Source organism: Pontibacter qinzhouensis, from assembly GCF_008017455.1.
Lineage (GTDB): Bacteria > Bacteroidota > Bacteroidia > Cytophagales > Hymenobacteraceae > Pontibacter > Pontibacter qinzhouensis.
The window spans coordinates 15,660-30,919 of record NZ_VRTY01000074.1 but is presented as its reverse complement, the minus strand read 5'-3'; the positions used below and the strand labels follow the sequence as shown (position 1 = coordinate 30,919).

Genomic DNA, 15,260 nt, shown 5'->3' with positions numbered 1-15,260 from the left:
CTCCTCAAAAGGATGGTGGCCGCTCCTCCACATCCCTATAAAATGGTTATTGCTTAAGTGCCTAATTCAAATTATTTTAATGATTTTGCCCTTCAGAAGTTTTTGGCCTTAAAAAAAGCCAAGGGTGGGAAAAGCTGAAAAATAAAAAAGCTCCTTTGCTCTTCCGGGTGTTTCCGGTAAGCAAAGGAGCTGGTTACAAAAATCAGGTGTGCGGCCTTATTTTCTGCTATAGCCTTTCAGGCGGTTCAGTATCAGCAAAAGTCTGCGGTTAATCTCGCGTTCTTCCACAGGTTTGCATTGAGCCGTAATATCGTGCGGCTTCTGCAGCTTTTGCTCCAGCGCTTTCAGGTGGTTGAGGTAGCACTCTACTGTTGTGCACGATACATGCTGGAGGGTGCTCGGAACATGGTTACTCTCCACTTTGTATTTCAGGTTTATAGCATGTGCTATTTCAGAATTTATCAGCTTTGTTACGGCTTCATCTGTCGTAATTTCTTGCTGGTACACCTTTCTCTCAATGCTCTCCAACAAATTTCTGATGTCCAGTTGTTTCATGTATGTCGGGGTTTAAAAGTTTAATAATAAGACAATACTTTTCCTCTCTGGTTTTTGATGCCCAGGTGGTGAATCGTCGGCTATTTTTTAATCATATAAAGTGGCGTGGCTACCACTTCGGTTAAAGCTTAAGCAGAACGTATACCGCGATCTGGTATAGCCAAAGAAGTTAATCGGGGGCCTTACATATAGGTTAGCCCTAATGTTTTATACTTCTGTTTGGGAATGAGTGTTGCAGAAGCAACAAGATTTAATATAAAAATAAATTTGTTAAAAAGCAAGCCGGTGCAACAGGTATTTTTGCTATAAAAACAAACAATCGTTAATAAAATTATGGATACGTTAATAATTTGATTCTTTGTGTTTCTGGTTACCTATGGCGGGTGCCATTCTTTTAACAATTTTAACACAAATATTGCAGCCAAATAGTATTTGCTTTTGCTCTTATGGCTTATCAACAAAATACAAAGAGTGCGCTACCCTAAAAAGGCAGGTTAGAGTAGCTTCTGTTTTTATGAAAGTTAATTCATTTCTTGAAATATGCAAATTTGGAATTGCGTATTTTATAATAGCTTACCTGTATGTAGGCTATGTTGTAAGGTAGCAGAAACAGAAAGGGTAGTAGGATGCGCTAAAAAACAAAGGCACCGCTCCTTATATGGAACAGTGCCTTTGTTATGTGTATCAGTGTGTTAAGCAGTAGCTTCCTTTTTAGGAGCTTCCGTTGTTTTTTTGTTCGACTGACGTGGTCGGCTATTGCCAAAGCTGCCTTTTGCGATTTTGCCTTTTTTTGATTTTTTATCTCCTTTTCCCATAAATTAAGTTTTAAAAAATGTTTGGTTTAAACATGGTTTAGTAAATCCATACGGGCTTAAGTGCCAGACAGCCGAAAAAGTTTTGGCTGCCATGGCTAAGATAGTAAACAACAGCCAGAAAGTAAAGATTTTATCTGGTGAGGAAGTTTGCAGTGCCTGACTAATTCAGATTAAACCAGCTTCTAAAATAGGTGACTTAATTTTTCTCTCACTCATCCTCTCATTCATTCAAAATACACCATTTAACAATTAAACCATTTAACCTTCTAACCATTAACAATCAACAACCAAATTATTCTAATCAAAATGGCCTTCAGAAGCTTTTTAAGTGGTTTGGCTTAAAGGGTAGGCTGGAGGGCATGGGCAATTGAGGAGCAAATAGTTCAGGAGCCGCCTCTGTAATATAAGCGCAGCAGCTGTAACCATGGCCTTCTAAATCAGGTTAAGTATGTGTACCTTTGCAAATTAATCAAAACAAGATTAGAGCATCGTTTTGGAGCGGCTTATTTCCCGTTTAAAACAAGGCTCACCGGCTGTATGGCAAACTATTCTGAACAAAATATCGACTCGCTCGACCCCCGCAATAATATTATCATTAAAGGGGCCCGGGTGCATAATCTCAAAAACCTGAGCGTGGCCCTGCCCCGCAATAAATTTATCGTTATCACGGGCTTGTCCGGCTCCGGTAAATCATCTCTGGCTTTCGATACGCTTTACGCCGAAGGGCAGCGCATGTACGTGGAGAGCCTTAGCTCCTATGCCCGCCAGTTCCTGGGTCGTATGGATAAACCGGATGTTGACTACATTAAAGGCATCAGTCCGGCTATTGCCATCGAGCAGAAAGTGAGCATTAAGAACAACCGCTCCACGGTAGGCACCAACACCGAAATTTATGATTACCTGAAGCTTCTGTTCGCCCGGATTGGTAAGACTATTTCGCCTGTTTCTGGTAATGTGGTGCAGAAAGATACCGTAACCGATGTGGTAGACTTTATTTTCTCGCTCGAAAACGAAGCCCGGGTAATGGTGCTGGCACCACTGCAACTCACCCTGGAGCGCCCTCTGGCCAAAGAGCTGGACCTGCTCCTCCAGAAAGGCTACTCCCGCATCTTCGCCAACGGCCAGGTTTACTTTATTGAGGAGCTGCTGCAGAACGTGCCCGATCTGGGGAACGAAGTTTATATTCTGATAGATCGTGCCGTTATTTACAAAGAAGACGAAGACCTGCAGTTTCGGATTGCCGACTCGGTGCAAACAGCTTTTTTTGAGGGCCACGGCGAGTGCCGCGTTATGCATGGCGACGATGTGCGTGTTTTTTCTGATAAGTTTGAGCTGGACGGGATTGTTTTTGAAGAGCCTACCGTTAACTTTTTCAGCTTCAACAACCCATACGGTGCCTGCCAGACCTGCGAAGGCTTCGGGAGCGTGCTGGGCATAGACCCCGACTTGGTTATACCAGACAAAAGCCTGACCGTGTACGAGGGAGCCATTGCGCCCTGGCGATCAGATAAGATGAACGAGTGGCTGCAGCCTTTAATTAAAAACGGCATCCGCTTCGACTTCCCCATACACCGGCCTTATAACGAGCTGAGCCCGGAAGAACAGGAGCTGCTCTGGACAGGCAATAAATATTTCGAAGGCTTAAACGATTTCTTTAAGCACATACAGTCGCAGTCGCACAAAATTCAGTACCGTGTTATGCAGTCGCGTTACCGTGGCCGCACTACCTGCCCCGAGTGCCGTGGCTCGCGCCTGCGCAAAGATGCCGGCTATGTTAAAATAAACGACAAAAGCATTACCGACCTGGTGCTGCTCCCGATTACGGAGGTGCTGCGCTTTTTCGAAGGCATACAGCTTACGGAGCACGAGCGCAACGTGGCCGAGCGTCTGTCTTTGGAGGTAACCAATCGGCTGGGCTACCTGGTGCGGGTGGGGCTGGGTTACCTGACGCTGAATCGCCTGTCGAATACGCTTTCGGGTGGCGAGAGCCAGCGTATTAACCTGGCAACATCCTTGGGCAGTGCGCTAGTGGGTTCTATGTATATTCTGGATGAGCCGAGCATTGGCCTGCATCCCAAAGATGCCGAGCAACTGATTGGTGTGCTGCGCTCGCTGCAGCAAATTGGCAACACTGTAATTGTAGTAGAGCACGAGGAAGAAATGATGAAAGCCGCCGACCAGCTCATCGATATAGGGCCGGAGGCAGGTTCTGGTGGAGGGAACCTTATGTTTCAGGGGAGCTACGACGAAATGCTCGCCTCTTCCGATACCTACACCGGCCAGTACCTGAGTGGCAGAATGGAACTGGCGGTGCCGGCACAGCGGCGAAAATGGCGCAACTGCATCGAGATTGTAGGAGCCCGCGAAAACAACCTTAAAAACCTCATCGTAAAGTTCCCGCTAGAGGTAATGACGGTAGTGACGGGCGTGAGCGGCTCCGGCAAATCTACGCTGGTTAAAAAGATACTGTTCCCGGCCATGCAAAAGCTGCACGGTGCTACCTCCGAGGCAACCGGTAAACACGACAAGCTGCAAGGCGACTACGCCAAAATTGAGCACGTAGAGTTTGTAGACCAGAACCCGATTGGTAAGTCGTCGCGCTCCAACCCGGTAACTTATGTAAAAGCCTACGATGCCATCCGTACACTTTTTGCCGATCAGCCGCTGGCAAAGGCGCGTGGTTTTAAGCCATCGCACTTCTCTTTTAATATAGAAGGTGGCCGTTGTGAGGTGTGCCAGGGCGAAGGGCAGGTAAAAATAGAGATGCAGTTTATGGCCGATATTTACCTGACCTGCGACAGCTGCCACGGCCAGCGCTTTAAGCAGGATGTACTGGACATTAAATTCGACGATAAAAATATATCTGAAGTACTGGACATGACCATTGCCGACAGCCTGGAGTTTTTTGCCGGTCAGCAGAAGATTCTGGAGCGCCTGAAACCACTTAACGACGTGGGGCTGGGTTACATCAGGCTGGGGCAGTCGAGCAATACCTTGTCGGGTGGAGAGGCGCAGCGGGTAAAACTGGCTTCGTTCCTGACCAAAGGCGCTACGCAGCATAACAAAAACATCCTGTTCATTTTCGATGAACCCAGCACCGGGCTGCACTTCCACGACATCAGCAAACTGCTCACCTCCATGAACGCGCTCATCGAAAACGGCAACACTGTGGTTATTATCGAGCACAACATGGATATCGTGAAATCAGCGGACTGGCTTATAGATTTGGGGCCGGAAGGAGGTACAAACGGAGGGCACCTGCTATTTGAAGGCACACCAGAAGACATGGCAAAGTTAGACGGAAATGATACGGCCCGATTCCTGAAAGAGAAGCTGTGATCTTTAAATTCAGATAATTGCTGATTGTTAGTTGTTGATTGGAAAATAGGCTAAATGGCTCAATTGTTAAATGGTTGTTTCTTTAACTGATGTTACGCAGTAGGAGCAGTCATTAGCTTTGTAGCGGCGTTACATAGTAACGCCGAGGTTGCAGAATGAACCAGACCTTTCAATTTGCTGTCTCGCCTGTTAACCTGTATTTTTTTATTGCTGGGGCTAGAGCAATCTGCTGGCAAGGGCGTTACAATGTAACGCCGCTACAGAAGCAGACAGGTGAGCGTATTATGTAGCAAATGCGCATTCTTGAACCGCAACTGCGTAACATCAGTCTTTAATTATGAATGTGTGGATGAGTGAATTTATCTCAACTATTAATTAAGGAGTCTAACATCTAAAATCTAACATCTTAAATAGTACATGAATTTCAGACCTCCCGAATTGCGCACCGTTACCATGACGCGCTATGTAACGCCCTTGCGCGAAGGCGGTTCGTTGCCTGCCATTGTGGAGGCCGACGACGACTTTTTATATGTACTTAAATTTCGTGGAGCAGGCCAGGGGCTGAAGGCGCTGATTGCCGAGCTTATAGGCGGCGAAATTGCACGTGCTCTCGGCCTGAAGGTGCCAGAGATCGTATTTGTAGAGGTAGACCCTGCCTTTGGTCGAACCGAGCCAGACGAGGAGATTCAGGATCTGTTGCAGGCAAGCGGTGGGCTTAACCTGGGGCTGCACTACCTCTCTGGCGCCATCACCTTCGACTCGTTGGTGACTACCCTTGATGCCCGAATGGCCTCGCAAATTGTGTGGTTAGATTGCCTGATAACGAACGTAGACCGCACACCGCGCAACACCAACATGCTCATCTGGCACAAGGAACTCTGGCTCATCGATCATGGCGCTGCGTTTTACTTCCATCATGCATGGCCAAATTTGGATGAGCAGGGCAAGCGGCCTTTTGCACTCATAAAAGACCATGTGCTGCTGCCGCAGGCAACAGAAATAGAGGCCATAGATGCTGAAGCATGTGCTATTTTAACACCAGAACGTATCCGGGCCATTGTCGCACTCATTCCTGACGAGTGGCTGCAAACCAGCGATTCGCCTTTCGATACTGTAGAGGAGCACCGGCAGGCGTATGTTCATTTCCTGGAAACCAGAATTTCCCATTCCGAAATATTTGTAAAAGGAGCCCAACATGCAAGAGAAACACGTATTTGAGTATGCCGTTATTCGCGTGGTGCCCTGCGTGGAGCGGGAAGAATTTATGAATGTGGGTGTCATTTTGTATTGCTCCGGAAAAGGATTTCTGCAAACCAGGTATGCCCTGAACGAGGAGCGACTCAGAGCATTTTCTGATGAACTGGATATGCAGGAGTTACAGGAGCGCTTACAAGCCTTTGAGCGTATTTGCAAAGGCGGTACAGACGGAGGAACTATAGGGAAGTTGCCTATTGCGTCGCGCTTTCGCTGGCTTACTGCCACCCGCAGCACCGTGGTGCAAACATCGCCGGTACACCCCGGCCTCTGTGCCGAGCCCCAGCAAACCCTCGACAGGCTGTTTAAGCAACTGGTACGGCAGGATGCGCAGCCGGCCTGATTGACTTTTAGTATGTGGTGACCGTGGTTAGCCCTTGGCTAAATTTTGTGGTTTTTTCTTCTGGAGGTCATTTCTATTAGAATAATCTGGCCTTTCGCCCATAGCCAGATGTTTTAAGTACAGGAACTATGGTAACCTTTTGCCAAAAGTTGTTCTCTGTTGAACCATGCCCGAATAAATTGCTAAATTGCCAGTGTTGTAATCAATTAGCAAAATCTTGATTTATCATCATTCAACAAGTCATATAGTTATGAGAAAGAAAATTGTTGCAGGTAACTGGAAAATGAATAAAACCTATGAGGAGGCACTTTCGCTGGTATCGGAAATCGATAACATGCTGAAAGACGAAGCAAGCGGCGACGTAACCGTGATCGTAACGCCTCCGTTCCCGTACCTGCAGAGCGTAGGTAAACTCGTGCAAGGCAACGACAAACTGCACCTGGCTGCCCAAAACGTGAGCGAGCACGAGAGTGGCGCTTATACAGGAGAGGTTTCGGCGGCTATGCTGAAGTCGGTAGGAGTGGAGTATGTGCTGGTGGGCCACAGTGAGCGTCGCCAGTACCACCACGAAGATGCGCAAACGCTTTACAAAAAAATGAAGGCAGCCCTGGCACAAGGCATCAAGCCTATTTTCTGCTGTGGTGAACCCCTGCAAGAACGCGATGCCGACCGCCATTTCGAGTATGTGGGGCAGCAACTGAAAGACAGCATCTCTTACCTGAGCAACGAGGAGTTCGACCAGGTAGTTATTGCTTACGAGCCTATCTGGGCCATCGGGACAGGCCGCACCGCCAGCAGCCAGCAGGCCCAGGAAATGCACGCCTATATCAGAGAGCAACTTTCGCGCATGTTCGATGCCGAGGCTGCTTTTAACTGCACCATCCTGTATGGCGGCAGCGCTAACCCAGGTAACGCAAAAGAGCTGTTCTCTAAAGAAGACGTAGATGGTGGCCTTATCGGAGGGGCATCGCTTAAATCAAGAGACTTTACAGATATTGTTAAGTCCTTCTAAGTAAAAGGACACAAGGCATGGAATTGTTTTGTTAGTAGTAATCTATGTCTTGGCAGATGTTGTACATTATTCTTGACTGCCTACTTTAAAGTAATACATTTTGTCTCAAAGGCCCTGTTCTCTTATGTTCAGGGCTTTTTTATAGCTGCTTCACTTTTAAAAACTCTCTGGAGGTAAGTCTGTCACGGCCAAATTATTCTAATGAAAATAGCCTTCCAAAGGTTTTTCTGAACTTAAGACCCAAGGCTTCATCCACCAAAAGCTTGTTATTTAATTGTTCTTACGCCAACTTCACAGGCAAAATTTAATGACCACATCAGCACATTAATCCATTACCACATTAGCCAGATTATTCAAATAAAAATAGCCTTCCAAAGGACTTTGAGCTAACTATTACTCAAGGGTTAACTGCTTGTGCTTTGCATGCCGCTACTGTTCCTGGTGCCGTTCAACATCCTGTTTGTCTTTTTAAAATAGTTTTAGCGGCACCAGTTATTACTGCTTCAGGTTGTATATGTAACGTTACGAAGAGAAGGCTTTACTTTTCAAAAGAAGCTTTTGTGTTATCCAAATATAAATATACCAAAAATCAGGTAGTGTTTTGCTTCTATTATCAATAAATATAATTATATTTGGATTGGTTTTAAACAGGAACCTTCATATTAATTTTGTGCCTTTCACCTCAAGAATTGTATCATATTACTTAATACCTTTGCCTGCCCAAAAAACTGGACCAGCTTAATACTTATTTCATGGATTTTATAGAAGTAAACCTGCGCGTTACACCTCATTTTGTAGATATATTTATTGCCGAACTGGGCGAAATAGGCTTCGATGCCTTTGTTGAAACCGATAGTGGTTTCTGTGCCTATGTAACCGAAAACCTGTTCGATAAAACTGCACTCGACGAGATGCTGCAACGCTACCAAGGCATGGTGAAAGTTGACTATAAGGTGCAGAAAATTGAGCGGCAGAACTGGAATGAGGAGTGGGAGCGCAACTTCGAACCACTTTTTATTGCTGGGCAGGTGTCGGTTAGGGCCTCCTTTCATGAAAGGCCGGAAGCAGCGACATACGATGTGATCATCAACCCGAAAATGTCGTTTGGCACCGGCCACCACGAAACCACCACGCTTATGATCGAGAACCAGCTTACCCTCGACCATACCGGTAAACGTGTGCTGGATATGGGCTGTGGCACCGGTATACTGGCTATTGCCGCAGCACAATTTGGTGCCAACGACCTGGTGGCAGTAGATATTGAAGACTGGACCGTAGAGAACGCCCGAGAAAATGCAGAACTCAACAACACGACCATTGATGTACGACTTGGCGGTGCAGAACAGCTGGAGGAGGAAAAGCCCTTTGATATAGTACTGGCCAATATTAACCGCAACGTGCTTTTAGATGACATGCCAGCCTACAAAGCAGTACTTGTGCCACAGGGGTGGCTGGTGCTGAGTGGCTTCTATACCGAAGATCTCCCGATAATTAAAGAAAAAGCAGCCAGCCTCGGACTCGTTTATACATCGCATCGCGAAAAAAATAACTGGGTTTCTGCCATATTCCAGTCTCGATAATGTACCCTTCATGAAACAGTTTTTACTTCCTTTCTTTTTACTTCTTACATTTTTTGCCTCGCAGGCTCTCGCACAGACCAAGTTATCAGAAAACCCTGCTGAGTTTGTGACCGATGCCAAAGCCCTGCTATTAAGCGGCAAAGGACCTAATGCCCAAATGCTTGCCTCTAACCTGGAGGAGCTTTGGAGCAGCGGGAAACTTACAGCAAAGCAACAGCAGGAAATTGTAAGTATAGCGCAGCAGCTGTATAAAAAGAAGATGCGCGTTCGGCCACATTTCGAGCAGTTCTTTGGCATGGTAACAGATGGTGTGAGTAAGCATAACCTGCGTGGCAGCTCCCTCGATAACATGCTCGAAGTAGTAGCCAAAGCCGTAAAACAGGAAGAAACGGCTAACCTGGAACGCTTTCTGGCAACCAGCAGCCTGTACCTGGCTTCTAATATGCTGTTTCAGAACAAATTTCAGAAGCTGAAAGCAACTGGTGGCCGTTTTAGCTTTGTGTACGAAGGCGGGCCAGCAGCCAAACTGAGTGCTAAAGATACCGGCAGCAGCAACGAGTGGGAAACTATTTCCTGGGACGATGATGTGGCAGCTAGCGAGACTACCGAAGATGATCCCTGGGGAACAGTTGCTGTTACACCTGTAAAGCCAGCAGCCAGCAAAAAAGAACAGGCACAGCAGGCAAAGCAACGGTTTATTCCGGCGCAGCCTAAAGTTACCGGCCCAGCCCTTAAACTCGAGAATGTAGCACTTACCTTTATTACCCCCCACGACTCTGTTGCCATTGGGCACACAAGTGGCCATGTAGTTTTGGCCCACCAGCTGTTTGTGGGCGAAGGCGGTTCTTATGAGTGGCAGGTAAACGGCAATCCGGCTTCGGCTATTTTCCGGCAGTATAGTTTTAGTTTGGCAGCACCAGCCTTTAAAGTACCAGATGCCACCCTGAGCTATCCGTCAATTCTGCAAGATAAGATAGAAGGTGCATTCGAGTTTAAGAGTATAAAGCGGAGCAGCAAAGGCGAAACAGGGTATCCTAAGTTTATATCTTTTACAGATGATGCCAAACTCAAGAACCTGGACCAGAACATGCAGTACAGGGGTGGGTTTTCGTTGGCCGGTAACCTGATCGGGAGTAGTTGCCTCGACGGGAAGTCATCTGAAATAATAGTGTCTTACAATGGCACCCGCAAGTTTCGTTCAGCGTCAAAAGGTTTCTCTATTTCCGATAGTCTGCTTACCGCCACCCGCGCCTCTGTAGAAATATTTCAGGGAAAAGACCTGCTCACGCACCCTGCCATGCAGCTGGTGTACTCCAGGCCAGCCAACACCCTAACCCTAACCCGCGAAAAAGGAACACACAGCAACACGCCTTTTCTCGATAATTACCACCAGATGGAGATTATGGCAGAGCGCCTGCACTGGAACCTGGCCACTCCCGACATCGATTTTGTAACTGTTAGAGATAAAATGCTGGTGCCGGTACGGCTGGAGTCTACTGCCTATTATTCTAATAGCCAGTACCAGCAACTCGTGGGCGTGGCCACTTTTCATCCGCTCAAGCCGCTGGTGAGCTATGCCACTAAATACAAAACCAACGAGTTTAATGTATCGGATGTAGCCAAGTTTACAAAACTGTCGGAAGAGGGCTTCAGAGATGCAGCCATCCGGCTCTCGCAGTTGGGTTTCGTAGACTATGATGCTCCTTCGGGCCATCTTGTGCTAAAGCAGAAAGCCTGGCACTATGTAGGTGCATCGCAGCACCAGCACGACTACGACCACCTGGTTATAAAATCACTGGTGCCATCTGGCAGAAACGCGACCCTGAACCTCGAAACAAACAAGCTGCAGGTAAGGGGCGTTCGAAAAGTCTTCTTCTCCAGCGATACCACCAGCATTTATATTGTGCCGGATAGCAGCACGATAACTATTCTGTCGAACCGCGATATGGAGTTCAGTGGCGAAGTGTACGCCAACCAGCTCGCTTTTAAAGGCTCTGAGTTTAAATTCGATTACAATGAGTTCTCCATCGACCTGCAGAAGCTGAAGTACATGTCGTTGAACGCGGATGAAAAAGATCCGAAGAAAAACAGCAAGTCGAAGAGCATCAATAAGATTGTGCCTGGTAGCAGTGGCAAGTTCTCAGGTAAAGTATACATTAACAGGCCAAACAACAAATCAGGTAAAGACCGCTTATCTGATTATCCCAAGTTCGATGCCCTGACAGGTGGCCAGCTCTCCTTCTCCAGCCCCGATATTTTAGGAGGAGCCTACGACAGCACTGTTTACTTCGAAATGTACCCGTTTAAAGTAGACAGCCTCAGCAACTCCAGGCGTGGTGTGGTTGGCTTTCAAGGCAAGTTTCATTCAGGTGGTTTAATGCCTGCTTTCGAGACAAAAGTAGTGATGATGCCAGATGGTGTCATGGGTTTTAATCATAAAGCGCCCGTGGCAGGAATTCCGGTTTTCGGTGGAAAAGGTGTTGCCTATGATTCTGTTGTGATGAATGCAGGAGGCCTGCAAAGCAAAGGCAAACTGAAGTACCTGACAGCTACGCTTGAAGCTCCTACCTTTACTTTTTTCCAGGATTCGGTGCTGGCACCCAATGGTACGGCCGTAACAATAGCCGAACCAAAGGCAGGCGAGGCCGATTTGCCTGGTGCTACCCTGGCAGCTTACAACATGCGCTGGTTACCCAAAGCCGACACCATGTACCTGCAAATGGTGCAGGAGCCCCTGAAACTGTACCAAGAACCGTTTATGTTTAAGGGTATAGCCAAGCTATCGCCCGGAGGCTTGTATGGTAGCGGCAAGCTGGATGCAGAAGCATCGCGCGTGGTTTCGGAGCATTTTCAGTTTAACCAGCGGAGCTTTTCAGCCAAGAACGGGCAACTTGTTCTGAAATCTGATACTGAAGAAAAGCCAGCCTTAAATGCCCGGCAAGTACACATAAACTATGCGCTTACCAAAGGCGTAGTCGATTTTGAAACGGTTCAAAAAGGAACTGCCAGTCTGGAGTTTCCGAAGGCGCAATACAAAACCTCGTTGAGCAGTGGCAGCTGGGACATAGCCAAACAACAGGTTACCCTGAAAGCCACTGAGGCAGGTGCCCATAATCTGTTCTACTCGTTGCACCCTGGTCAATCGGGGCTTCGGTTTACAGCTGCAGGTGGCCAGTACGACCTGTCCGGCAATACATTACGCGCCATCGGTGTGCCACATATTGCCGTAGCCGATTCGTATATTGTGCCAGATAGTGGAAAGGTGGAAATAACAACAGGTGCCGTTATAAAGCCATTACAGAATGCTGCTATCATGGCCGATTCGCTGCATCAGTTCCATAAAATGCATGCCGGCAATATTAACATCCTGTCGCGGCACGCCTTTACAGGTGAGGCGCTATATACCTACCAGGGTGCTTCAGAAGAACCTTACGAACTCCGCTTCTCTGACTTTGCCTACGGTAGTGGCGCAGCTGCTGCCATAGGCAAAAAGAAGGTAACGCTTTACACATCTGCGGTAGCTACTGTAGACGAGGCAAAACCATTTCCTGTTTTCCCGAGTATTTTGTACCGGGGCAAAGTAGCCATGCACTCCTCGCAGAAGTACATGAATTTCGATGGTTACCTTAAACTCAATTTCACTGGCAGAGAGTCAGACTTCGACTGGTTTCCGTTTAAACGCGATTCTCTTAACCCCGAAAAAGTACTGATACCACTTGTGAACCCGAAAACAGCCGATGGTGTGCCGTTGCGTACGGGGCTGCACGTAACTGCCGATTCAGCCAGAATTTACAATACCTTTGTTTCTAAGAAGCATGAGCAGGAAGACCTGGACCTCTTTACAGTAGATGGCTTACTTTCTTATAACAAAGAAAAAAACGAGTTTGAGGTTGGAGATCCTAAAATACAGAACAATGCCTCTTCTTACGAAGGCAATCTGCTCCGTTTCAACCCTGAGTCTAATAAGGTGAACTTTAAAGGCAAAATAAACCTGCTGCAGTCTACGAAGAACTTTGGGATAGAGGCAACCGGAGCCGGTAATGCAAACATAGACAGTAGCCTGTACCTGCTCAACGCCTTTATGGCCTTCGACCTGAACGTGCCTGCCCAGGCGCTGGCTATTATGGCTAAAGGGCTGAAGGCAAATATAGAAGGCTTGCCTGGAGCTGTTACTCCCGATGATCGGACCCTGGCAAAAATTGCTGATTTCCTGAGTAACCGTGAAGCGAACAAATATAAAGAGCAAAGTGCCGACAAATACATGCCCTTAACCTCTCTTTCTTCTAAACTGGCCAGAAGCCTGCTGCTTAACAATGTAGATCTGAAATGGTCGGATGAGAAAAAAGCCTGGTACAGTGTTGGCAAGTTAAGTCTGGCCGGTATACTAAAAGAAGATATAAATGCACAGCTGGATGGGTACCTGGAGGTTCGGCAGGAATATGGTAAGCCCGTTGTAAATTTATACATGCAGGCCGATACCTATAACTGGTATTACTTTAGTTTTGTAGAAAACGGGCTGATCTTAGATTCTTCTGACGATAAGTTTAACCACGTTATTCGTTCTAAATCGAAAGGAAGCCGCGAACTCTCTATTGCAAACTATGGTTTCTTTGTAGCACAACCCGCAGAACGGACCGATTTTGTGGCCTACTTCAGGAAAAGCTACCTGAACGGCAAAGAGGATTTTAAACTGTCATCAACAGCCAGGTCTTTCGATAATGCTGCTCCTGTAGGCTATGATTATGATGAGGAACAAGACGGCGGTAAAAAGAAAAAGAAGAAAAATAAGAAAGACGAGTCAGAGGAAGAATTTAACTAACTCATGTTACGCAATAACAACTAAAGTAATTCAATTTGAAGTACCAGTTTCTGCAAAGCAACACATTACATTGCTGGCGGTGTGGCTCGGAGTAAGTAATTACCAGTTATTGGGTGGAGCGCCTTTACAGGTTATACAACACGCTCGCAGCGTCTTCCAGGCCTGCGAGCGTGTGTTACAAAGCTAATTGATGCCCAGAAACGAGGCTCCGCTAATACAGGGGCTCTTCCCCAGCCGCGAGCGCTCTGAACAAATGCTACAAAACTTTATATTTGAAGGCATCGGATGTAGCTCTTCCTAAGAGTAATAGAACCGAGTGCAAGAAGCCATCTCACTAAAATATACGTAACATCAGTAACTAATCAACTAATCCTCCTGCCTGATCAGGCTTCCGTTCAAGGTAACATCCGAAATAAAGGTTAGTGCGCTTCTTTTGTTCTCTGGTGAGGGTGCATTGGCTGGCAAAAGCGTGTTTTATAATATGTTGAACCTTTGCTCCGTTGTTAAACGAGCCACCGAAACTACTTTTGTGGTAGCCCTTAAACCACGCATACAGCCTTATATGGCCAGAAACAACTGGCATCAGAGCAAAAATATAGAACCAGGAACCATAAACTAAGGTATAAAGTTAAGTCGGGCTTAACTATTGCAGATTAGATGTAGAATTGGCTATATTTACGTAGTTTCGAACCTGACAAACAGGCCTGGGTGCCTTCAGTTATAAATTAGTTATGGCTGTTTTATAATATTAAATTTCATGAATATACTTCTGATTCTTGGTCTTTTTGTAGCAGCATATCTGATAGGTGCTATTTGTACGGCCGTGTGGCTGGGCAAAGCCTATTATGGTATCGATATAAGGCAGCATGGCAGCGGTAACTCAGGAGCTACCAATACATTTCGGGTGTTGGGTAAAAAACCGGGTGCCATTGTTATGTTTATCGATATTTTTAAAGGATGGGCGGCGGCTTCGCTGGCAAACCTGCTGGTTATGTTCAATGCCATCGAATCTGACCAGCTGATTACCTTTAAACTGCTGATGGGCGGATTGGCGGTATTGGGGCATATTTTTCCGGTATACGAGAAATTTAAAGGAGGCAAAGGTGTGGCAACCCTGCTGGGTATGATGCTGGCGGTGCAGCCCGAAGTGGCGCTTGTCTGTATCGTTATCTTTATGATTGTACTTTTTACTTCTAAATACGTTTCGCTTGGCTCCATGATTGCAGCACTTGCTTTTCCGGTGCTGCTGCTGCTGCCACGCTTTAACCCCGAAAACCCTGTGCTGATTGTGTTTGGGTTTGTACTCTTTGCCGTGGTTGTACTAACGCACCGCAAGAACATTAACCGCCTGCTGCAGGGCGAAGAAAGTAAAACCACCATTAAGCTTGGCCGCAGAAGATAACACAGACCCTGCTTTTTGCCAGTGGCCCGTGCCGCTGCAGCTGGTGGGGTTTCAGAAAAAATTTAAAATAAAGTGCCACCCTTGTTGCCGGGGGTGGCACTTTTCGTAAAACCATGATCTAACCATTTTTCTACAATCTTA

The 15,260-nt window shown here is 46.7% G+C and carries 9 protein-coding genes; 7 read left to right on the top strand and 2 right to left on the bottom strand.

The annotated features are described in order from the left end of the window. Window positions 1-216 precede the first annotated feature (216 nt). Both FVR03_RS17245 and FVR03_RS17240 read right to left on the bottom strand, forming a co-directional pair. Window positions 217-555, bottom strand: a complete 339-nt coding sequence (locus FVR03_RS17245; protein WP_147923012.1) for a hypothetical protein — start codon at window positions 553-555, stop codon at window positions 217-219. A gap of 692 nt (window positions 556-1,247) precedes the next feature. Further along, window positions 1,248-1,370 carry a 30S ribosomal protein THX gene (locus tag FVR03_RS17240; RefSeq protein WP_147923011.1) on the bottom strand — a complete coding sequence of 41 codons (123 nt, stop codon included), beginning with the start codon at window positions 1,368-1,370 and terminating at the stop codon, window positions 1,248-1,250. 537 nt (window positions 1,371-1,907) lie between these two features. Here FVR03_RS17240 and uvrA point away from each other — a divergent pair. The 7 genes from uvrA (at window position 1,908) to plsY (ending at window position 15,119) form a co-directional block, all read left to right on the top strand. Beyond that, window positions 1,908-4,709, top strand: coding sequence for an excinuclease ABC subunit UvrA (gene uvrA / locus FVR03_RS17235; protein WP_147923010.1), 2,802 nt, complete (start codon window positions 1,908-1,910; stop codon window positions 4,707-4,709). Window positions 4,710-5,126: 417 nt separating this feature from the next. After that, window positions 5,127-5,927, top strand: coding sequence for a HipA family kinase (locus tag FVR03_RS17230; RefSeq protein ID WP_147923009.1), 801 nt, complete (start codon window positions 5,127-5,129; stop codon window positions 5,925-5,927). Next, window positions 5,905-6,306, top strand: a complete 402-nt coding sequence (locus tag FVR03_RS17225) for a DUF3037 domain-containing protein (RefSeq protein WP_147923008.1) — start codon at window positions 5,905-5,907, stop codon at window positions 6,304-6,306. The genes FVR03_RS17230 and FVR03_RS17225 overlap by 23 nt, the downstream gene beginning before the upstream one ends. A gap of 250 nt (window positions 6,307-6,556) precedes the next feature. Further along, window positions 6,557-7,318, top strand: a complete 762-nt coding sequence (gene tpiA, locus FVR03_RS17220; protein WP_147923007.1) for a triose-phosphate isomerase — start codon at window positions 6,557-6,559, stop codon at window positions 7,316-7,318. 752 nt (window positions 7,319-8,070) lie between these two features. Continuing rightward, the gene (prmA, locus tag FVR03_RS17215; RefSeq protein ID WP_147923006.1) at window positions 8,071-8,898 is read left to right on the top strand and encodes a 50S ribosomal protein L11 methyltransferase; all 828 of its coding nucleotides are present in this window, start codon (window positions 8,071-8,073) and stop codon (window positions 8,896-8,898) included. Window positions 8,899-8,908: 10 nt separating this feature from the next. Continuing rightward, window positions 8,909-13,717 (top strand): hypothetical protein, encoded by a 4,809-nt coding sequence (locus tag FVR03_RS17210; protein ID WP_147923005.1) that lies wholly within the window; start codon window positions 8,909-8,911, stop codon window positions 13,715-13,717. A 757-nt stretch (window positions 13,718-14,474) separates the two neighbouring features. Beyond that, window positions 14,475-15,119, top strand: coding sequence for a glycerol-3-phosphate 1-O-acyltransferase PlsY (gene plsY, locus FVR03_RS17205; protein WP_147923004.1), 645 nt, complete (start codon window positions 14,475-14,477; stop codon window positions 15,117-15,119). Window positions 15,120-15,260 lie beyond the last annotated feature (141 nt).